Below are 20031 nucleotides of genomic sequence, written 5' to 3'. Positions count from 1 at the left end.
AAGGATGTAGGTTAGTTTGAAGTCTTGATAAAATAGAGCTCAATTTAATGAAAAGTTTAATCCGTTGTTAATTTCATTTTTCTAAAGAAGATTTCGATTGTGTTATTCGTGTTGCTACTAAACAAGTAATTATGATAATTACTGATAAAATCAAAAATTCCTTATGTAATCCAAACGCAATGGCTTCTTTTATGCTTTGTAAATTTGATTTTGAAAGTGAAGTATCATGGTTATTATTGAATATCTGACTAACATCTATATGTGATGAATCTTGCTGTTTACTTAGATATTTTGTTGCTTGTGTCATAGAGATAGCTGTAAATACTGCAATTCCGATTGTTTGACCTAAACTCTGCATAAATCGAAAAGATGCAACTGATATTCCTCTTAATTTCCAGTCAACTTCAGACTGAACCACTACTGTATATGTTGTGGTAGCGAATCCCATTCCTGCACCAATGAACGCTGTATAAATCATAAATAACCATACAGGCGTTTCAATTGAAGCTGATGACAATCCTATACAACCGATAAAAATAATAATCGAACCCAACAAAGTAATAAATCTAAAAGACTTTTTAGAGATAAGCCTGCCAGCTATAATGGAGCATAGAGGCCACATTATTGAGATTGGTATCATAACTAATCCTGATTCGGTTGCTCCACCACCATAAACGCCTTGAATCCATAAAGGAATGTGGAATGAAATAACAATAAACACTGAGCCTAATAAGAAAATAGCTAAGTTAGCTACTGTAATGGGACGAATCGAAAAAAGTTGTAATGGAATAAGTGGCTCTGGGGATTTACGTTCAATAATAATAAAAAGAATGAAGCTTATAATACTTACGGATAAGGTTAGTATAGTAAGCATTGATTCCCATGGCCGATTTAATATGTACAATAAAGAGATAATTGCAATGGTAAAAGTAATAATTCCGCTATAATCAATATATCGTTTTTTCTTTTCAAATGTTTCATGCAGAGAAATAAACAATAAAAACATAGAAACGATAACAAATGGAATGTTTAAATAAAATACCCATCGCCAAGAAACATAATCAACTAAAATTCCTCCAACTAAAGGACCGACAATTCCTGCGATTCCCCATATACTACTGAGCCAACCTTGCACTTTTGCTCGTTGCTCAAAGGGATAAATATCTCCGATGATTGTAAAGGTTATACTGGATAAAGCACCGGCTCCCATGCCTTGAAGTGCTCGAAAAATAATAAGCTGTAACATGTTTTCGGATAAGCCACATAAAATAGACCCGATTAAAAATATTGTTATTCCTATATTAAACATCATTTTGCGACCAAATAAATCCGCTAGCTTTCCGTATATTGGGGTAGTGATTAATAGGGTCATTAGATAGGCAGAAACAACCCAGCTCATCATTTCTAAACCACCTAAATCACCTACCATTTTCGGCATCGCGGTTCCTACGATAGTACCCTCAATTGCAGATAAAAAAGTGGCAATGAAAATGGCCACCGTAACATTTCTTGTATTCGTCTTTCTATTCATTAATACCCTCCTTAATTATTCCTCAAGGTTTAAATGTTGAACAAGTTTGCTTAAGGAGCTGGATAAACTTTCTAATTCCTCGTCGGTTAAAACTGAAAATGAATTTCGGTTACTTTCTTCACATAATGGTTTGATTTGTCTCATAGTATCTTTTCCTTTTGAAGTCAATCTTGTTCTAGTAATCCGTCGATCTTCAGCGTCTGGAAATGTCTCGAGATACTCCCCATTTTGTAAACGTTCAACAAGCCCAGTAATTGTTTGTTTCGTAACTAACGTATCTAAGCGAAGATCTTTTAAGGTTACTTCTTCCTCGCGCAGAATGGTCCCCAAAATCATCCATTGTTGTGCACTTTTTAAACCAACTTGTTGTGCCAATCCGCCTCCAATTCTTCTAAGTAAACTAGATGCACGAAAAACGTCTAACATAATATCCAAATACATTTCATCTCGCTCTTTTTTCATATCGTACCCTCCATAAAGTCAATATATTGACAATTGGATTGTAGCAAAGTCCGGAAAAATAGTCAATATATGAACTATCAATATACGAACTAATAAAAGGTATGATAACCTCTACTACCGGACTTTAACTAATGCTGTACCTATAATCAAAGTGTAAACTTACATATCCAGTTATTAATGCAAAAAATAAAAAAATGTACAACATATTAAACTAGTACGGATGAAATCAATCCTTTTGTACAACTACTTGTCTTTAGCGCTACAGGGTTGACCATTCTTTTTACCCCAATTTCTCTGTAGTATCAACTAGCAACTGCTGCAAAAGGTTTTTCACTTGTGGCCATTCTTGTAGCGTAATGCTGTACATCACAGTATGACGAGTCGTACCATCCTTCCGTACCATATGATTACGTAAGACCCCCTCCTTTGTTGCCCCTAAACGTTCAATCGCCTTTTGAGAACGTAAATTTTCGTGGTCTATTTTAATTTGAACACGCTGTAAGTTGAGTACCTCAAAACAGTATTGTAATAATAAATATTTGCAATTCGTATTAATGGCCGTACGCCAAAAAGCCGGTGTTATCCATGTAGTACCTATTTCAAGTCGTTTATGCGTTTCATCAATGTCCATAAACCGAGTTGAACCAATGATTTGTCCAGATTTTTTATCCACAATTACAAATGGAAACTCGGTTTTTTCACGCTTTGTTGCTAATGCTTTGTCCACAAAGTTATTCACATCGAGCATTTTCTCAATTGTTGTGGACATGTGGGGCCATATCTCTGGATAACTAGCTGCCTCCAATAACCCTTGTGTGTCCTGTTGTTCTAACGGCTTCAGTAATACTACCTCATTTTCTAATGCTTTAAAATTCATGTTGCTTCACTCCTTTTTTTTATTTAACGATATTTTTGATATGATAGGTAGAACCAATTTTTTTAAAATACACCATACCAGGAGGTGCAATATTTTGGAGTTATCGATCTCATTTACTGGAGATGCATCGAAATACGTGCAAATCTACGAGGAATTAAAACAAACCATTTTAAAGAAGAAACTACTGGCCCATGAGCAATTGCCATCTAAACGAACGCTTGCTAAAACGCTTGATGTTAGTGTCCATACGATTAAGGAAGCTTATGAACAATTACTAGCTGAAGGCTATATTTATAGTAAGGAACGCTCTGGTTATTTTATAGCGCCCTTTGAATTTGAATGGGAACAGCAGCAAAATCAGCACATATCCCCAGCTATAACACCAACTACATATACTATAAAATTTGATTTTAATAACGGACATGTGGATAAGGACGCTTTTCCATTTTCAATCTGGCATAAGCTGTTGAAAAAGCACTTTAATGTGGATAATTTAACAACAAGTCCTTGGCCTGGAGAAGCTATATTACGGACGGAAATCGCTCGCTATGTTGAACGATCAAGAGGAGTTACTTGTGAAGCATCACAGGTGTTCGTTTATAGTGGTACACAAAATCAGCTTCAGGCTCTCTGTCACTTTTTTGGCCAAAAAGCGCACGTTGGCTTAGAGGAGCCTGGCTTTAGAAGAGTACGTGCAACATTGCAACAATGTGGATTAATAACTCATGCTATTCCTGTTGATAACTTAGGGATATCAATACCGAAAGAATTCATCCACATGTTATACACAACACCCGCACACCAGTTTCCGCTCGGGATGGTCATGCCGGTTGAACGGCGTGCAGAACTTCTACAATGGGCTAATTCTGCGAAGGCATTTATTATTGAGGATGATTATGACTCGGAATTTCGTTATAAGGGGCTTCCTATTCCCTCTTTAGCAAAGATGGATCAGCTGCAACGTGTTATTTATTTCGGAACCTTTTCTAAAACACTTATCCCATCGCTCCGTATTAGTTATATGATTTTGCCTAAATCGTTAGTCGAAAAATTTATGCTTTTTAATCAGGAGCAAAAATCTGTTGTCTCAAAAATAGATCAGCTTGTATTAGCCGATTTCATTGCCCAAGGCTTATTCGATAAGCATTTAGCCAAAATGCGTACTATTTATCGTAAAAAGCAACAGACGTTACTAGCAGCTATTAACACCCATTTTTCTGAGGAATTCGAAGTAATTGGTGAAAAATCTGGGCTACACATCGTTATGAAGTTACCAAAAAGGCTATCTGAGCATAATGCCATTAGGCTCGCACAGGAGGTAGGAATTAAAGTGTATCCATGCTCAACCTCCTATCAGCAAGGCTCTAAACATGCTATGGTCATTATGGGTTATGGAGGGCTAACCGTTGAGCAAATTAACGACAGCATTGCATTACTTGCAACAGTTTGGTAATCCCCATAAACCTTTTTATAGATAAAAAAAGATGACCCTGACAGTACATATCAGCGTCATCTTTTCATCATTTAGTCAATATTAATATCTACCACTACATTTTTAAGGTACTCATCAAGGTTCCCTTTATTTACAGTCTGCATAATAGTTGATCGTTTTTCCCTGTTCTCTAAAGCTTCAATGATTAAGTTACCAACGTTTGGGTAGTAATGCAACCAGTCGAAAAAGTCGTTCTCATTCGCCGTTACTTCATTCACACCATGGAAGCTGTACACGGTACCAAACACACCTACCATATCATTCATCCATCTACTATAAGCCTCGTAACGATTTTCATTATGCAAAATGGTCTGAAGCCGTTTAGCAGGCATTAATTCTGTAAAGACCACTAGTTCTGTATTCGGGAATGCATCTTTTATAGCTTGAAGCCTTGTTCGATAGTCGGTATCGTACATAAAAGGCTTAGCTGTCTCTGCTTTAAAATTCTTCTGGAATTTTTGCCACCCTTGCTCCATATCATCATTTGGATACGTAGTTTGTGCAATATTATGACGTGTGTAACTGCGCGCACCATCGTAATGATTTGCTTTTGAAATATCATAATTAAAAAGAGCATAATGCATTGTGCTTGCTGAAAATAAGGACTTTATTGCATAAAAAGGTGCCTCCGACGTCTCGATATAAGTTTGCGGCGGATTCGATGTACTAGGTTTGCCAGCATTCGCCGAATCAAAATATAACTCAATAAAAATTCTCTTAAACGGCTTACCATTTTTCTGTTCAGCATATTTCATGTAAGGCAAATATTCTGTAATATGCAGCCCACTCAATGAATAGTTATAAACATTTTCTTTTGTAAAAGCCCTCTCATCAAGATACGTAATCCTGCTCGTTCCCATTAATAAACTATCATAGTTAAAATCATGGCTATTGATATAATTTGTTTTTAATTGTCTTTCATCAAAGCCAAGCTGATAGTCGTTATAGTCATTCGCATGTGTGTAATTCCAAAGAGGGTCAATATAATAATTGAAACCCATAATTCCGAAAACAGGTAATCCTATTACTACGAAAGATGTGGCAAATAATTTTACTAACCATTTTTTCGGATCCAAGTTCATTCACACCTTTATTTAGAAATTAAAATATAAGAATATACTATTTTTTTGCATATAGTAAATGGATACTAGCACTAGTGCAATCATAAATTGCGTATAAATAATTGCTCCCCAATTAAATTTCATCTTATCCATTAATTGAATAGAATTTAATGCCGTAAATGCAATAACAAGTGTGATTAAGAGTCCTACAACAATCACTATTGGATCACTGAATGATAGTCCCAAAATATTAAAAGCTTCCGCTTGCGCAAAATTCGTGTGCGGCTCTGTAAAGAAATTAGTAATAGCTGTCATGTTTGGCGTAAACATTTTGGCTATAATAGTATTTGCTTGCTCAATACTTGTTGCACGGAAATATACCCAAGCGATATTAACAAATTGGAAAGTCATAAACCATGAAAGTAAATACGGAAGCTTAATACGTGTTTTACTAAAAAGTCTCACAACTACAGACGCAAAGCCATGCATCAGTCCCCACAAAATAAAATTCCATCCTGCACCATGCCAAAATCCACTGATGAAGAAAATAATTAATATATTTAGATAGGTTCTATATGCCCCTTTACGACTACCACCTAATGGAAAATAGACATATGTAGTTAAAAACCGGTTCAACGTCATATGCCACTTTTTCCAAAACTCCTGAATATTACGTGCTTTATAAGGAGAGTAGAAATTTACTGGTAGTTTAATATTAAATAATAATGCTAAACCGATCGCCATATCAGAATATCCACTAAAATCATAATAAAGTTGCACTGTATACGATAATGAGGTAATCCAAGCTTCTATAAAACTTAAGTTACTATAATTGGCAAAGCCTTCATTCGCCCATATGCCCACCGTATCAGCAATAACAACCTTCTTAACTAAACCAATTGCAAAAATAAATAAACCTCGTGCAACATGTTCAGGAATAATTTTACGATTTTCCTTCGTATCATACTGCGGAAGCATTTCATCATGCTGAACAATTGGTCCTGCAATTAACTGCGGGAAAAACAAAATGAACAGCGCATAATGACTAAATTTATAATGGGCTGTTCCATCACGATAACTATCAACAATAAAAGCAATTTGTTGAAATGTAATAAAACTAAGTCCTAATGGTAGCAATAAGTGCAACAGTGCAAAATTTGTACCAAATAAACTATTTATATTGCCAATAAAGAAATCGGTATATTTATAGTAGCAGAGAATGATAATATTGAAGATGACTCCAATTATCATATACGTTTTTCTCCAACGACTATTGGTTCTACTAATTACCCGACTTAAAGCAAAGTTCACAACTATGGAGATTGTGATGATTGCTAAATAAGTTAACTTAAAATAGCCGTAAAAAATCAAAGAGCTCAGTACCAACCAATAGATCGCATATTGCTGGTTTCTGAAACGATTTAATAAAAAATAGATAATAAATGTTATAGGTAAAAACAAGAAAATAAATTCAAAGGAATTAAAAAGCATTACACCACTCCCCTAATTGCCATTCCTTTATATTCAAAATTAAGACTCCTCACCACAAACATTTCCGTTCCGCGCTTATCTGAAGGCGTTCGCTTGTGCTTCAGGGATCATATCTTTGCCGCATTTCCAAAGGACCAACAAATCAACCTAAAAACACGACACACGTTAAACAAATATTTAGTGAAGAGCCTATCAAATTTAATGTTTTAATATTATATTTACATCACTTAAATTAGCCATATAACACTTTAACATTGATACACTCGCAAAATCTAAATGAAATAAATACCATTGTTATATTCATTATGTATTTAAAGAGGCCAAATATTATATTATACTAAAAAGTTAAGCTAAAACAAATAACGATTTCAAAATAAGGTAGAGAAAGACAAAAACCTATATAATAATACCTCATTTTAACAATTGTTTAAAGGAAATTCCTGTTTGTTGTCGAAAAATGAAAGTTAGAATTATACCTACAAATAATGTGGTGATTCCTAATAGGGTTTTTACTAGTTTGCTTTCATTCTATTAATGGGGGGGTTTGATTCACAACCATGCTTTTTTAAAGCTAAAAGATCTAAAACAAACATAACCTCTGTATAGCGTGTTGATCACTATACAGAGGTCGGTCATCTATATTTTCATTAAAATCTTTCCTTGATGCTGACGACTTTCCATCAAATCATGTGCTTTCTGCATGTCTTCTAATGCAAAAATATTAGCAATTGGTACTTGGAAACTTTCATCCTTCAACAGTGTAAACATCTCCTGTGCAACTTGTTGTAGCACTTCAGGCTTGGAAGCTCGAGTCGTTCCTAAGCTAAACCCTTTCACATTGCGGCAGCTACTATGCAAGTCAGATGTTTTTATATTCCCAGCTTTACCACCGCTATTTCCAAATTGCACTAGCGTACCATACGGAGCTAAACAGTTAAAACTCTCTTCCGTAATATTCCCGGCAATGGAGTCAAAAATAATGTTAACACCATGACCATCCGTATATTCATTCACTTTCGCACTAAAATTATCGTATGTCAGTACATGATGTGCACCTAGTTCAAGGGCAATTGTCGCTTTCCTCATATCACCAACAGTACCAATAATCTTCTTGGCACCTAGCTTTTTTGCCATTTGAATGAGCATCGTTCCTACCCCACCAGATGCAGCATGAATTAATACGCTATCATCTGAGCTAATTGGAGCGATTTGATGTGCCAAAAGATAGGATAGAAACAAAACCGTTGGCACAGCGGCTGCCTTTTCCAAAGGAACATCATTCGGAACTTTAAAGACTAGCTTCTCATTCGCCACCACATATTCTGCATAGGCTCCATTTTTCGGGAATGCAAGAACCACATCTCCAACTTTAAAAGTGCTACTTTTAGCAAAAACCTCCTCAACTACACCAGCTACATCTAAACCGAGTATCATCGGGAAATTTGCTTTTGCTTTATTACCTGTTCTATTTTTAATATCGGCAAAATTCACACTCGTATATGTCGTACGTATTAATACTTCCCCTGCTGAAATAGTGGGCTTTGGACATTCTACGTACTTTAAAACATCAGAAGTACCAAACTCATTAATGATCACAGCCTTCATAAATTTCCCCCTCCTTGTTATAGTTACATTATAAAATAAAAAGGATCATCACCAAAACGTGTGGTTGATTTCCGTTCCGACTGGGCGCTTTCCTGGGGGCGTCCGATGAGCCGCTTCGCTGCGCTGCAGGGTCTCATCTGTGACGCTGATCCCCGAGGAGTCGCCCAGTCTCCACTCCAATCAACTATTTACATAGTAGACATTTTAACAAAAGTCATCCTCAACTTTTGATGATGAACCAATAAAAAGAAATAAATAGGAGATATCTATAAAAATAAAAATGATGAAAGAACAATACAACGGAATCTCTATACATGCATCTCTTTAATAGAAGGTGCTACTACTTGCTATTGCTTTAGCATTAAACCTTCTTTTCTAGTCATCGAATTCAGAAATATTCCTATAAAATCTGGCTTTTGATGTCTCTTTGATATTTCTGTCGGGGCTATCCACGATTTTGGCTGTTCTATCCATGTTTTTTACCGCTCTATCCACGATTTTGACGATTCTATCTATCTTTGGCTCTTCTTTCCGTAGCTCAGATTTCTTTCCGTACTTCGGTGCTTCTCCCGTCGCTTTGACTGGTCTTTCCATCACTCAACTCTTCTGTCCGCCACTCTGGCTATTCTTACCGTCGCTTTAACTCTTCCTTCCATCGCTCTGGTTTTTCTATCTAGCTACCCTAAAATAAAAAAAGCATGAATCAATATTACTATTGATTCATGCCCATAAAATTAATACGCTAAGCCGAATAATGCTTTAATATGTGTAAGATAGCGAATGTTAGACGCTTCTTTCATAAGTGTTGCAGGAAGACCTTTAAGTTGTGTGTTGCTAGCACCAATCGTCGCAACAGCGTCTTTACGACCTAAGCTTGCAAGTGTACCAGAGTTAATTGCAGAGAAAGGCTTCATCTCTTGCTTTTTGTATTGTGCGAATAAGTTGTAACCAGCGCATTCACCCATTTGCCATGCAACTTGAGCAGTTGGAGCATATAGTGGACGCCCACCATCAGCTGGTAATGCAACAGATGCGTCACCGATTACGAATACATCGTCGTGAGATGTAGATTGTAAGAACTCGTTAATCGTAGCTTTACCGCGGTCAGCAGCAAGGCCAGACTCGCCTACGATTGGAAGTGGCGCTACCCCACCTGTCCAAATAAGTGTATTAGCAACGATTGGTTCGCGATCTTTAAGAGAGATAACATTGCCATCAACGCCTGTTACAGGAGTACCTGTAATGAATTCAACGCCACGTTTTGTTAAGCTTTCAGTTGCACGTTGGATCAGTGTATCCGGAAGTACTGGTAAGATTTTTGGACCAGCTTCAACAAGTTTAATTTTAAGATCAGCAAAGTTAACACCGTGTTTTGCTGCGATTTTCGGGAAGTTGTCCACGATTTCACCAACAAGCTCTACACCTGTTAAACCGCCACCACCGATAACGATTGTTGCATCTGCTTCGTCTTTTGTTTGTGCATATGCTTTAATACGATCTTCGATGTGTTTGTTAATTTTATTTGCTTCGTTCACTGATTTAAGAACCATAGAGTTTTCTTCTAATCCAGGGATACCAAAGAATCCAGTTTGGCTACCTAAAGCTACTACTAAAGTATCGTAATTTAAAGTATATCCAGTATCTAGGTCAACTTTTTTACTGTCTACATTGAATTTTGTAACTTTAGCGATTTGTAAATCGATATCTAAACCTTTAAAGATTTTTTTAAGTGGTAAAGCAACAGCACCTTCAGCAATAGTACCACCAGCTAAACGGTGAAGTTCAGTGATGATTTGGTGTGTTGGGAATTGGTTTACTACAGTAATTTTAGCTTCATCAGCTGATAGATACTTACGTGCTGTTAATGCAGTTAAAACGCCAGCGTAACCAGCACCTAAGATGACGATTTCTTTTGACATGATTAATTAATCCTCCGTCCGTACGTTTTGAATATATCTCAAGTCGAGTCTTATTTAGCTTTACGTTCAGCGCTTACTTGTAAGAAAGCATTAACAAAACGGAAAACACCTTGAACTTGTGGGTCTTTTAACATTTTCATAAGACCGAATAAACCAATTACTTCTTGGCTTTCAGAAGCACGGTCTTTCGCTTCAATTGCAGTAGCTGCAAGGTTTTTAGCTGAGCCTACTACTGGGCCAGCCATTTCTGTTACCGCACCAACAGTATCATTTTTAAGTACTTCGTCAGTTGCAACAGCTTGAGCAAACTCATATGATTTTGTTAATAGCGTCATCATTTCAGTTAACTTAGGTAATTGTTCAACTAAAGTTGTAAGTGATTCCTGAACCTCAGGCTTTAATAATTGATCTAGCACATCCAGTTGTTCTTGACTCACAGTTAATTGTTCAGACTGTGTTTGGTTTTTCGTTTCTGACATTTTGAACTCTCCTTTGCCATCACTATCACTATTTTAATTTTATTGCTTCCATGTAAAAAAGACCATTAAGGCACTTCTTAACAGTCGTTACAGCGCTTATATCTTACAAATCACCAGTCTCAAGAGCTGGATAGCAATTCGTATAATTTGTTATTACAATGTTAACTTTATTTTGCAAAAAGCGCATCATAATTCATCCTATCTTGTCTTGGTGACGTTACAACCTCCATTATAAGGTTGTTTGTATATTATTTCAATGAGCTAAATCACAATTTCGACAATCTTTTCAAAATTCATTGATTTGTAACTAAATATTTGTAATTATGTTTGCTTTGTAGCCCAAATACAATATTTTTAATCTCAATTTTATTAAAATACCTTTGATCTAAGCTTCCCCTAAATCGATTGCGTAATACTTATTTTATTTTCAGGATTAATATTACATAAAATGGAGGTGATCATTTTTCAACAGATTTCCAGAAAAAGTCTATAATTTCTCTCGCAGCCATAGCTTCTGATTGAAATATCCTTTTCCCTTCCACATCTTTAACGTATCCTACCGACATCAAAGCCATAAACGAATGGGCAAAAAAAGTAGGATTCCCTTTCCGAATCGTGCCTAGTTCCATCTCTAACTGCATCGCCTGCTCTATCGTTTTATACATATTATTTTCTGATGCTTGCACTTCTTTTAATTGAGATTCCGATAAATTAATCGTCGCTTCTCTCATAAAATTTTTCATATCAATATCTACAGTGGCCGATAAATGAATTTCAACAAGCTTCTCCAACCGATCTTTAAATGATATTGACTCCTTCAATATCTGTAAAATGGACAGTTTAATTTGATTCATCATTTCCAGCAACGCTGATGTATATAAATCCCCTTTAGTCGGGTAATAGTAATAGATAGTAGCCTTTGTAACGTTACAAGCTTTTGCTACGTCAGCCATCGAAATATTTTTATAGCCTTCTTTGATAAAAAGCCTAGTTGCCGTTTCAAGAACAATATCTTTTTTTGGTTTCGCATTCTCATCATGGCGAGGTCTTCCGAGAACACGTGGTGACTGCTTCAACAATTCCGCCCCCTTATAAAGGATTAATTTTAGACATAGTATAGCATATAATTTTTTTACAATTGATTAATTAACCTTCTGGTATATATAATTAAAATTACTTACATGAAACGGAGGTCTTTAAATGAAAAAGCACCCACTAGAGCAATGGGGCTCAATGGTAACAAGTAAAAAAGGGCGCTTTTTAGCCCTCACCTTTTGGATTGCACTTGTTGTTGTACTGTCATTTGCCTGGCCACAGATTAATAGTATTAAGAGTGAATCTGGTAAAAACTTACCCGAAGGTGAAATGTCTCAGCAGGCAGCAGCTATTATTGCAGAACAATTTCCGAATGATGCAGGTACACCATTATTACTCGTCTGGCATCGAGATAGCGGGCTAACTACTGATGATTTTATTGCTATCCAAAAAGTTTACGGAGAGCTTAAAGCTAAACCTTTAGCAAATCAAACTATTATTCCACCATATGATAAAATGCCACCTCAAGCCTTTTTAGCGTCAGCATCTGACAATGGCACAACAATTGTCACTCCTGTTTTCTTTGAAAAGGGTGTGGCTACGGATGCGTTACGAGAGAGTTTAAAGACATTAACAAAAACAATGGATAAGTATAATATCCAACTAGATAAAGACTTAGTTAGTGACAATCTTCATGTGCGTTATTCTGGACCGGTTGGTATCGCTACGGATGCTGTCAGTTTATTCTCCCAAGCTGATGTTAAATTACTAATTGCAACAGTGCTCCTTGTTTTAGTATTACTAATTATTATTTACCGTTCACCGTTATTAGCCATTATTCCATTATTGGTTGTTGCTCTTGCCTACGTCGTTATAAGTCCAACGCTCGGCTTTTTCGCCGATCATGGATGGATCGATAAGGACTCACAGGCTGTCTCTATTATGACTGTATTACTCTTTGGAGCAGGTACAGACTATTGTTTATTTTTAATATCAAAGTATCGAGAAGTATTATTTCATATCGAAGATAAGACTACTGCCATGAAGCTTACTATAAAGGAGTCTGGCGGTGCGATTATGATGAGTGCATTAACGGTTGTTATTGGTTTAGCTACTCTTAGCCTTGCCCATTATGGTGCATTCCAACGTTTTGCAATTCCGTTTAGCTTTGGTGTACTGGTGATGGGTGTTGCAGCATTAGTTGTACTTCCAGCAATTCTTGTTATTATAGGTCGCGTTGTCTTCTTTCCATTCATACCACGAACAGAGGATATGGCTTATAAAAAAGGAAGAAAACAGCACAAACCAACACATAAAATAAGTCGTGCAATCGGGCGCATTGTAACGCATAAACCATGGGTGATCATTGTTGTTACTTTACTGTTCCTCGGTGGGTTAGCAGCTTTCGTACCACGTATTCAGTATACTTTTGATTTATTATCGTCATTTCCTGAGAATATACCATCCCGAGAAGGCTTTAATTTAATAGAAGAAAATTTTTCACCTGGCGAATTAGCTCCAGTTCAGCTCATCATTGATACTGAGGGTAGAGATATCCACTTGCAGCAGCGATTAGCTGAAATCTCTTATATTGATAGTGTTGCAGATAGCCGAATTGGAGAGAAAAATAATGCTATCCAATTGTACGAGATTTCTTTTAACGCTAATCCTTATGCTAAGGAATCGTTAGCTCATATTCCAGAGCTTAAAGCAGCGGTTATAAAAATGCTTGAGGATGAAGGTATAAAAGATGCACATAAACATATTTGGATTGGCGGCGAAACAGCTAGTCAATATGATACACAGCAATTAACTGTACGCGATGAAACTGTTATTATGCCAACAATGATTGCTTTAATTGCTTTATTATTATTCATTTATCTACGTTCTATAACAGCTACTGTTTACTTATTAGCAACAGTTATTATTTCTTATTTCGGGGCACTTGGTGCAGGTTGGCTAATTTTACACTATGTAATGGGGACAGATGCCATTTCAGGAGCAATTCCACTCTATGCATTTGTGTTTTTAGTGGCTCTCGGTGAGGATTATAATATCTTTATGATTTCGGAAATTTGGAAAAAGCGCAGAACAGTAGATCATATAACAGCTATTGAGGAAGGTGTCGTACGAACAGGAAGCGTTATTACATCTGCTGGTCTAATTTTAGCTGGAACATTCGCTGTCCTTGCTACCTTACCTATTCAAGTACTAGTTCAGTTCGGTGTCGTTACGGCAATTGGCGTGTTGCTTGATACATTCATTGTACGTCCATTGCTAGTACCTGCTATTACTACTGTTCTCGGTAAATATGCGTTTTGGCCAGGAGCATTATTTAAAAAGAATGATTAAAATTACTGCACGGACATTTGCGTAAAAGGTTAGGATGATTTTAAAATACTCATCCATCCTTTAGCTGTCGCTAATATCCGTGCTTTTTTAGTGCCGATACAACAATACGTTGCTAGAATGCATCTAAAAAACTCCCCTTCGATAAACAGAAATATAATTTTCATCCATTTATCTATAGGGGAGCATATCAACTCATAATTATTTTGTTGGTTTTTTCAAATCCATTGAAGCAGCTGCGCTTTCAACTTTAACACGTTTTAAGAAGAATGCGAGCACAAGTGCAACAACTGTAATACATGCCGCTATGAAGAATGAGTGTGTAATACCATCTAATAAAGCATTTTGCATAATGTGATCTTGCATTTGCTGCATTTGTTCTGGTGTCGGTGCAACACCTGATTGTGCTGCATTCGCTTTTGCATCTGCAATTAATTCTTCGGCTTTTGCTTTTGTACGGTTATTCATGAACGTTACCATCACGGCACTACCAATTGCCCCTGCCACTTGCTGTACAGTATTATTAATAGCTGTACCGTGTGGGTTCATCATTTGTGGTAATTGGTTTAAGCCGTTTGTCATAATCGGCATCATAACCATTGACAGACCAAACATACGAATTGTGTACAATGACACAATAAATGTATAACTTGAATCTATTTCTAACTTTGTTAAACCGAATGATGCAATAGTTGTAATCGTTAAACCGATAATTGCTAGTACACGTGGTCCAAATTTATCGAACAGTTTCCCTGTAATCGGCGACATAATCCCCATTGCAAGTGCCCCAGGAAGCATCATTAAACCTGCTTTAAATGGATCAATTCCACGAATCGATTGTACATATGCAGGCGTTAAAATCATCCCAGAGAACATAGCCATTGACACGATAACCGAAATAGCTGAACCCAACGCGAACATTGGGTATTTATAAATACGTAATTCCAGCAAAGGCTGATCCATACGTAGTTGTTTAAATATGAAGATGATTAAAGCAAGAAGGCCAGCTGAAATTGTGCCATATACCCAAGGACTTGACCAGCCCTTATCCCCTGCCGTACTGAAACCATATAGAATACCACCGAATGCAATTGTTGATAATAGTACTGATGGGACATCTAAATGAACTTTACGTGTCTCCATTACATTATCTAATTTCCAAATACCAAACAATAAACTAATGACAGCAAACGGAATGATCATTTGGAATAGCATACGCCAATCATGGTGCTCAACAATATATCCAGATAATGTAGGACCGATCGCTGGTGCCGAAATCATAACTAGACCGAAAATACCCATTGCTGCCCCGCGTTTTTCTTTCGGGAAACTAATCAGCATTACGTTCATTAGAAGTGGTGACATACTTGCTGCACCTGCTGCCTGCACCATACGACCTGCTAAAAGTGTACCGAAGTTAGGCGCAAAGCCCGCCATTACCGTACCGATTGTAAAGACTGACATTGCTGCAATAAATAAATGTCTATTTTTAAAGCGTGTTACAAAGAATGCTGAAGCAGGTACTAAAATACCACTTACAAGCATATAACCTGTTGCGAGCCATTGTACAGATGAATACGTTATACCAAAATCTTTCATAATTGTTGGTAATGCAACATTCAACAATGTGTTATTTAGAAAAGCAACAAAAGCACCCACAAATAAAATACTAATCATCCCATAGGGGGGCTTTTTCAATGTTTGCTCACTATTCATTTATATCCCTCAATTCTTTCTTTGTTTTTTCGATAAAACTTATTTTATACTCGCAGTCTATTTTTTTCAACAGTTAAGACTATAAAATTTAAAAACATTGATATATAAGCGTTTTCAATATAGAATAAGAGTATAATATTTTAAAAAAGGTGAGGTTATGAACAAAAGAAAACGACAAATCATTACTGCTGCCCGCGCTCTTTTTATTGAAAAAGGATTCGTGGATGCATCGATGAACGACATCATTAGTGCAGCAAAAATTTCAAAGGGCACATTTTATAATCACTTTTCTTCTAAAAATGAATGTTTAATCGCCATATTAGATGAAGGTCGCGAAGAAGCAAGTAATCGCCGCCACGAACTTCTTTATGGTAAGGATCCTACTGATTTGGAAGTATTAACACAGCAAGTTGCAGTACTCATGTATGTCAATCGAGAACATAATTTAATTCAAATTTTTGAATCGATTTTCCATTCTAAGGATATTGAATTAAAAAAAATAATTTTAAACTATTATTTACAAGAGCTGGAGTGGCTAGCTAATCGACTTGTACAAGTTTTTGGAGAAGAAATTAGTCCAATTAGTTATGAATGCGCGGTACAGACACTTGGTATGATTAACCTTACATTACGCGCAGTCTTAATTGCTGACTATAAATATATAAATCGAGAAGCCATTGTACGTGTAGCATTACGCAATATTAGCGTAATTATACCCGTTATGCTTGAATCAAAAGAAATCATCATTAGTACAGAAATGATCAATACGATCCAAAACGTCGCGAATTTTAAAACGGTTAATAAGGAAACGGTCATCGAGCAATTAACAGGCTTTAAAAAAGGACTAGCTAAGAACGAAACAGTTGAAGGGTTAGAATACGTGGAATTCTTATTAGAGGAATTAAAGCGTGAGAAACCAAAGCTCTTCATTATCGAATCACTTCTTACACCTTTCCGTAAAGCATTCGTTGGAACCGAACACGCAGAAGAGGCACGTGATATCGCTAATAGCTTATGGCGCTATGTAAAAATTGAACGACCATCAGAGCGGTGCATCAAGTAAAATAACCACATAAATAAAAGAAGCTAAATAGAAAGTCAAACACCATGACTTTCCATCTAGCTTCTTTTTTTATTTATTTTATTATGCGCATTTGATAAACCTGTAGTTGATTGGAGTGCAGGCTGAGCGATTCCATAGAGATTAGCGATAGAGGTACGAAAGCTAAAAGCATCGCTTCCTGTGATAACACCTTTGTGACCAACATCCTGTTGTTGCTGTCGCTTCGCTTTCGCACAGACAAAACACGTTGTTGCTGTCGCTTCGCTTTCGCACAGACAAAACACGTTGTTGCTAACGCTTCGCTTTCGTGCAAAAAACATCTGTTGCCCCGACGCCCCTAGGAAAGCACCTAGTTAGAACACTCATTACAGTGATGAATGCATTTATTACTTAACTTGACGATCTTTCGGCCCTAGCCAAAAGCCAATCCCAATGCTAATAGCTACTATAAGAAAAGGTGCATACAAAATAATAAATTGATTCATTATAGTTCCCCCTATGCATGATGATCATGTTTACCGCAAGCATAATCACGATCAAACACAAACCATTTCATTACTAAATATAGTGAAGGTATGAGTAGAACTAACCCTCCGACAAACGCTATCACTAATGCTATCGCCATTGTTTCATTTGTAAAACTATCATAGACCGACAAATACGGATACAGTAAATACGGATAATGTGAAATACCATAGCCGAAAAATGCAAAGCCAAACTGAGCGACCATTAAAAAGACGGCTATACCATAGTTTTCCTTTTTACATAAAAGAATTAATGTTATAAGAAATAGCACACCCGAAATGGCGAAAAGCCACCACAGATTTAACATATTTTCATAATGCTCAGGCACATGTCCCTTTAACTCCACCATAATCCCTATTACACTTATTACGAGCGGCAAAGACCAACCGAGCGCATATTTTCTCATTAAATCTGAAGCATGTTCATCTCGTGCTCTTTTCCCATACCATGTTAAGAAAACAGCCGAAATATACAAAACTGCCACTATACTTAATAGCACAATAGACCAAGTTAACGGATTCGTGAAAAGTTTAGCAATTTCCAAATGTGGTTCTTTATTTACCATTTTCACGAACCCTCCCTCAGAAATCGTTAACACAATAGAAAGGGATGCTGGTATAAATAAACCAGTAATTCCGTACATCATTGTATAACCAATGTGTCCGCCTTTTACACTGTAGGATTCAAATGCATAATAGCTCCCTCTAATTGCTATCAATATTAATGAGATACTGACTGGCACTAGCAAAATTGTGCCGTAATAATAAGCTGTTTGAGGAAAGAAACCTACCATTCCAACAAAGAAAAATACAAGGAAGACATTGGTGATTTCCCATACCGGAGATAAATAGCGCTTAATAATATTGGCTAGTATTTGATCTTTTCCAATCAAGACACTATAAGCATTAAAGAAGCCCGCTCCAAAGTCTATGGACGCAACAATGACATAGCCAAAAAGAAATAACCATAGTACTGAAATTCCTAATATCTCTAAGCTCATTGCCCTGCACATCCTTCCACTTGTTTATGTTCTTCAATTTCAAGTTCAATCGGATTGTTACGGAACATACGATTAAGTACGACGATACTTCCTATCGCTAATACAATGTACAGCCCTGCAAATAGTATTAGCATAGTATCGACTTGACCACTTATTGTGGCAGCTTCCGCCGTTTTCATATAACCACGAAGTATCCATGGCTGGCGTCCTACTTCCGCAAACCACCAGCCTGCCTCTACAGCAATAAGCGATAATGGACCACTTGCTACTACTAATCTCTTGAAGCTTTTTGAAGAAATAAACTTCCATCTCCGCCACTTACCTAGCACATAACTAACTGCTACGACTATTAATAAAGTTCCGATTACTACCATGATGTCAAACAAATAATGGATATAAAGTGGTGGCTGTTCATCGTTCGAAAATTGGTCTAAACCTTTTACTTCAGCAAAAGGATTATTATGCGCCAATACACTTAATGCGTATGGTACTTTAATGGCGTATTTCACTTCTTCTCCATCCAGCATGCCGAATAGCACAAGTGAAGCATCCTCTTTTGTTTCAAAATGCCATTCAGCAGCAGCTAATTTTTCTGGTTGATATTCAGCTAAATACTTCCCTGAAAAGTCACCTACAACGAGTGCCGCTAGCGAAAATACTAGTCCAAGTTTCAATAAAAGATGGAAGGCTTTTTTATGATACACATGCTTCGATCCTCGCAGCATACGGTATGCCGCAATAGAAGCTAATAAAAATGCTGCTGTCATATAAGATGTTACTAATACATGCGCTACCTTCGTTGGCATTGCGGGATTTAACATAGCCAATACCGGTTGAATATTTACAAGCTCTCCATCTACAAGGTCAAAGCCCTGTGGCGCGTTCATAAATGCATTCACAATCGTAATAAAAACAGCGGACATAGATGCACCAATAGCTACCGGGATCAATAATAAAAGATGTCTCTTTGGATTTTTGAATCGATCCCATGTATATAAATAAAGCCCTAAGAAAATTGCTTCAACAAAGAACGCGAACGTTTCCATAAACAATGGTAATGCGATTACCTGACCAGCCAATTCCATAAAGTTTGGCCATAGTAGTGATAGCTGCAATCCAATCGCAGTACCAGTGACAACTCCAATTGCCACAGTAATCACAAATCCTCTTGCCCATCTTCTTGCGAGTAATAAATAGTGTTCGTCATTATTTTTCAATCCAACCCATTGAGCAATCATGATCATTAAAGGTATACCGACGCCAATTGTTGCGTAAATGATATGGAATGACAATGTTAACTCTGTTAAGGCTCGACTCCACATTACAGCTGAATCATTCATTTTATTTCATCTCCTAGGTACTAAAAATTCTCCCAATTATCGAAAGAAACATTATTCCAGCTACTAAAAAACTTATAAGTATCAGC

Annotated in this window: 17 protein-coding genes; 3 read left to right on the top strand and 14 right to left on the bottom strand. The window is 36.7% G+C overall.

Features of this window, described 5'->3' with window-relative positions:
* Positions 1-73: 73 nt before the first annotated feature.
* The 3 genes from ACIQ7N_RS08710 to ACIQ7N_RS08700 all read right to left on the bottom strand — a co-directional run bounded on the left by ACIQ7N_RS08710 (position 74) and on the right by ACIQ7N_RS08700 (position 2870).
* Positions 74-1531 (bottom strand): MDR family MFS transporter, encoded by a 1458-nt coding sequence (locus ACIQ7N_RS08710; protein WP_402931418.1) that lies wholly within the window; start codon positions 1529-1531, stop codon positions 74-76.
* A gap of 15 nt (positions 1532-1546) precedes the next feature.
* Positions 1547-1993: a MarR family winged helix-turn-helix transcriptional regulator gene (locus ACIQ7N_RS08705; RefSeq protein ID WP_274067738.1), complete on the bottom strand. Its 447-nt coding sequence runs from the start codon at positions 1991-1993 to the stop codon at positions 1547-1549.
* A gap of 280 nt (positions 1994-2273) precedes the next feature.
* The gene (locus ACIQ7N_RS08700) at positions 2274-2870 is read right to left on the bottom strand and encodes a GNAT family N-acetyltransferase (protein ID WP_402931417.1); all 597 of its coding nucleotides are present in this window, start codon (positions 2868-2870) and stop codon (positions 2274-2276) included.
* A gap of 94 nt (positions 2871-2964) precedes the next feature.
* Between ACIQ7N_RS08700 and pdxR the strand changes: the two genes are divergently transcribed.
* Positions 2965-4323 carry a MocR-like pyridoxine biosynthesis transcription factor PdxR gene (gene pdxR / locus ACIQ7N_RS08695; RefSeq protein WP_402931416.1) on the top strand — a complete coding sequence of 453 codons (1359 nt, stop codon included), beginning with the start codon at positions 2965-2967 and terminating at the stop codon, positions 4321-4323.
* A 71-nt stretch (positions 4324-4394) separates the two neighbouring features.
* Here pdxR and ACIQ7N_RS08690 read toward each other — a convergent pair whose 3' ends face one another.
* From ACIQ7N_RS08690 to ACIQ7N_RS08660, 7 genes are all read right to left on the bottom strand, one after another.
* The gene (locus ACIQ7N_RS08690) at positions 4395-5438 is read right to left on the bottom strand and encodes a hypothetical protein (protein ID WP_402931415.1); all 1044 of its coding nucleotides are present in this window, start codon (positions 5436-5438) and stop codon (positions 4395-4397) included.
* A gap of 18 nt (positions 5439-5456) precedes the next feature.
* On the bottom strand, positions 5457-6914 hold the full coding sequence (locus ACIQ7N_RS08685; RefSeq protein WP_402931414.1) for an MBOAT family O-acyltransferase: 1458 nt from the start codon (positions 6912-6914) through the stop codon (positions 5457-5459).
* A 636-nt stretch (positions 6915-7550) separates the two neighbouring features.
* A complete protein-coding gene (locus ACIQ7N_RS08680) occupies positions 7551-8519 on the bottom strand; it encodes a quinone oxidoreductase family protein (RefSeq protein ID WP_402931413.1) in 969 nt (322 codons plus the stop codon).
* Between the two features lie 375 nt (positions 8520-8894).
* Positions 8895-9113, bottom strand: coding sequence for a hypothetical protein (locus ACIQ7N_RS08675; RefSeq protein WP_402931412.1), 219 nt, complete (start codon positions 9111-9113; stop codon positions 8895-8897).
* Positions 9114-9253: 140 nt separating this feature from the next.
* Complete coding sequence (locus ACIQ7N_RS08670; protein ID WP_402931411.1) at positions 9254-10438, bottom strand: NAD(P)/FAD-dependent oxidoreductase; 1185 nt, start codon at positions 10436-10438, stop codon at positions 9254-9256.
* Positions 10439-10488: 50 nt separating this feature from the next.
* On the bottom strand, positions 10489-10917 hold the full coding sequence (locus ACIQ7N_RS08665) for a helical membrane plugin domain-containing protein (RefSeq protein WP_049667242.1): 429 nt from the start codon (positions 10915-10917) through the stop codon (positions 10489-10491).
* Positions 10918-11375: 458 nt separating this feature from the next.
* Complete coding sequence (locus ACIQ7N_RS08660; protein WP_402931410.1) at positions 11376-11993, bottom strand: TetR/AcrR family transcriptional regulator; 618 nt, start codon at positions 11991-11993, stop codon at positions 11376-11378.
* A gap of 124 nt (positions 11994-12117) precedes the next feature.
* Here ACIQ7N_RS08660 and ACIQ7N_RS08655 point away from each other — a divergent pair, with 124 nt between their 5' ends.
* Positions 12118-14304, top strand: coding sequence for an MMPL family transporter (locus tag ACIQ7N_RS08655; protein WP_402931409.1), 2187 nt, complete (start codon positions 12118-12120; stop codon positions 14302-14304).
* 198 nt (positions 14305-14502) lie between these two features.
* Here ACIQ7N_RS08655 and ACIQ7N_RS08650 read toward each other — a convergent pair whose 3' ends face one another.
* Positions 14503-16017 carry a DHA2 family efflux MFS transporter permease subunit gene (locus tag ACIQ7N_RS08650; RefSeq protein WP_132363800.1) on the bottom strand — a complete coding sequence of 505 codons (1515 nt, stop codon included), beginning with the start codon at positions 16015-16017 and terminating at the stop codon, positions 14503-14505.
* A gap of 157 nt (positions 16018-16174) precedes the next feature.
* Between ACIQ7N_RS08650 and ACIQ7N_RS08645 the strand changes: the two genes are divergently transcribed.
* The gene (locus ACIQ7N_RS08645; protein ID WP_402931407.1) at positions 16175-17080 is read left to right on the top strand and encodes a TetR/AcrR family transcriptional regulator; all 906 of its coding nucleotides are present in this window, start codon (positions 16175-16177) and stop codon (positions 17078-17080) included.
* Between the two features lie 386 nt (positions 17081-17466).
* Here the strand turns inward: ACIQ7N_RS08645 and cydS are convergent, their stop codons facing one another.
* Genes cydS through ACIQ7N_RS08630 form a run of 3 tightly spaced genes read right to left on the bottom strand, consistent with a single transcriptional unit; the run spans position 17467 to position 19945 of the window.
* A complete protein-coding gene (gene cydS / locus ACIQ7N_RS08640) occupies positions 17467-17565 on the bottom strand; it encodes a cytochrome bd oxidase small subunit CydS family protein (RefSeq protein WP_402931406.1) in 99 nt (32 codons plus the stop codon).
* Between the two features lie 11 nt (positions 17566-17576).
* The gene (locus ACIQ7N_RS08635) at positions 17577-18605 is read right to left on the bottom strand and encodes a cytochrome d ubiquinol oxidase subunit II (RefSeq protein WP_402931405.1); all 1029 of its coding nucleotides are present in this window, start codon (positions 18603-18605) and stop codon (positions 17577-17579) included.
* Complete coding sequence (locus tag ACIQ7N_RS08630; RefSeq protein ID WP_402931403.1) at positions 18602-19945, bottom strand: cytochrome ubiquinol oxidase subunit I; 1344 nt, start codon at positions 19943-19945, stop codon at positions 18602-18604. Before ACIQ7N_RS08630 ends, ACIQ7N_RS08635 begins: the two co-directional genes overlap by 4 nt.
* Positions 19946-20031 lie beyond the last annotated feature (86 nt).

It is taken from the genome of Lysinibacillus sp. NPDC095746, from assembly GCF_044763535.1.
In the GTDB taxonomy this organism is placed as follows: Bacteria; Bacillota; Bacilli; order Bacillales_A; family Planococcaceae; genus Lysinibacillus.
This window is presented reverse-complemented; position numbering and strand designations above follow the sequence as displayed.

Bases quoted from the DNA above. Each gene is read 5' to 3' on its own strand.
- ACIQ7N_RS08710 (WP_402931418.1), bottom strand. From the start codon at position 1,531: ATGAATAGAAAGACGAATACAAGAAATGTTACGGTGGCCATTTTCATT.
- ACIQ7N_RS08705 (WP_274067738.1), bottom strand. From the start codon at position 1,993: ATGAAAAAAGAGCGAGATGAAATGTATTTGGATATTATGTTAGACGTT.
- ACIQ7N_RS08700 (WP_402931417.1), bottom strand. From the start codon at position 2,870: ATGAATTTTAAAGCATTAGAAAATGAGGTAGTATTACTGAAGCCGTTA.
- ACIQ7N_RS08685 (WP_402931414.1), bottom strand. From the start codon at position 6,914: ATGCTTTTTAATTCCTTTGAATTTATTTTCTTGTTTTTACCTATAACA.
- ACIQ7N_RS08680 (WP_402931413.1), bottom strand. From the start codon at position 8,519: ATGAAGGCTGTGATCATTAATGAGTTTGGTACTTCTGATGTTTTAAAG.
- ACIQ7N_RS08675 (WP_402931412.1), bottom strand. From the start codon at position 9,113: ATGGAAAGACCAGTCAAAGCGACGGGAGAAGCACCGAAGTACGGAAAG.
- ACIQ7N_RS08670 (WP_402931411.1), bottom strand. From the start codon at position 10,438: ATGTCAAAAGAAATCGTCATCTTAGGTGCTGGTTACGCTGGCGTTTTA.
- ACIQ7N_RS08665 (WP_049667242.1), bottom strand. From the start codon at position 10,917: ATGTCAGAAACGAAAAACCAAACACAGTCTGAACAATTAACTGTGAGT.
- ACIQ7N_RS08655 (WP_402931409.1), top strand. From the start codon at position 12,118: ATGAAAAAGCACCCACTAGAGCAATGGGGCTCAATGGTAACAAGTAAA.
- ACIQ7N_RS08650 (WP_132363800.1), bottom strand. From the start codon at position 16,017: ATGAATAGTGAGCAAACATTGAAAAAGCCCCCCTATGGGATGATTAGT.
- ACIQ7N_RS08645 (WP_402931407.1), top strand. From the start codon at position 16,175: ATGAACAAAAGAAAACGACAAATCATTACTGCTGCCCGCGCTCTTTTT.
- cydS (WP_402931406.1), bottom strand. From the start codon at position 17,565: ATGAATCAATTTATTATTTTGTATGCACCTTTTCTTATAGTAGCTATT.
- ACIQ7N_RS08635 (WP_402931405.1), bottom strand. From the start codon at position 18,605: ATGAGCTTAGAGATATTAGGAATTTCAGTACTATGGTTATTTCTTTTT.
- ACIQ7N_RS08630 (WP_402931403.1), bottom strand. From the start codon at position 19,945: ATGAATGATTCAGCTGTAATGTGGAGTCGAGCCTTAACAGAGTTAACA.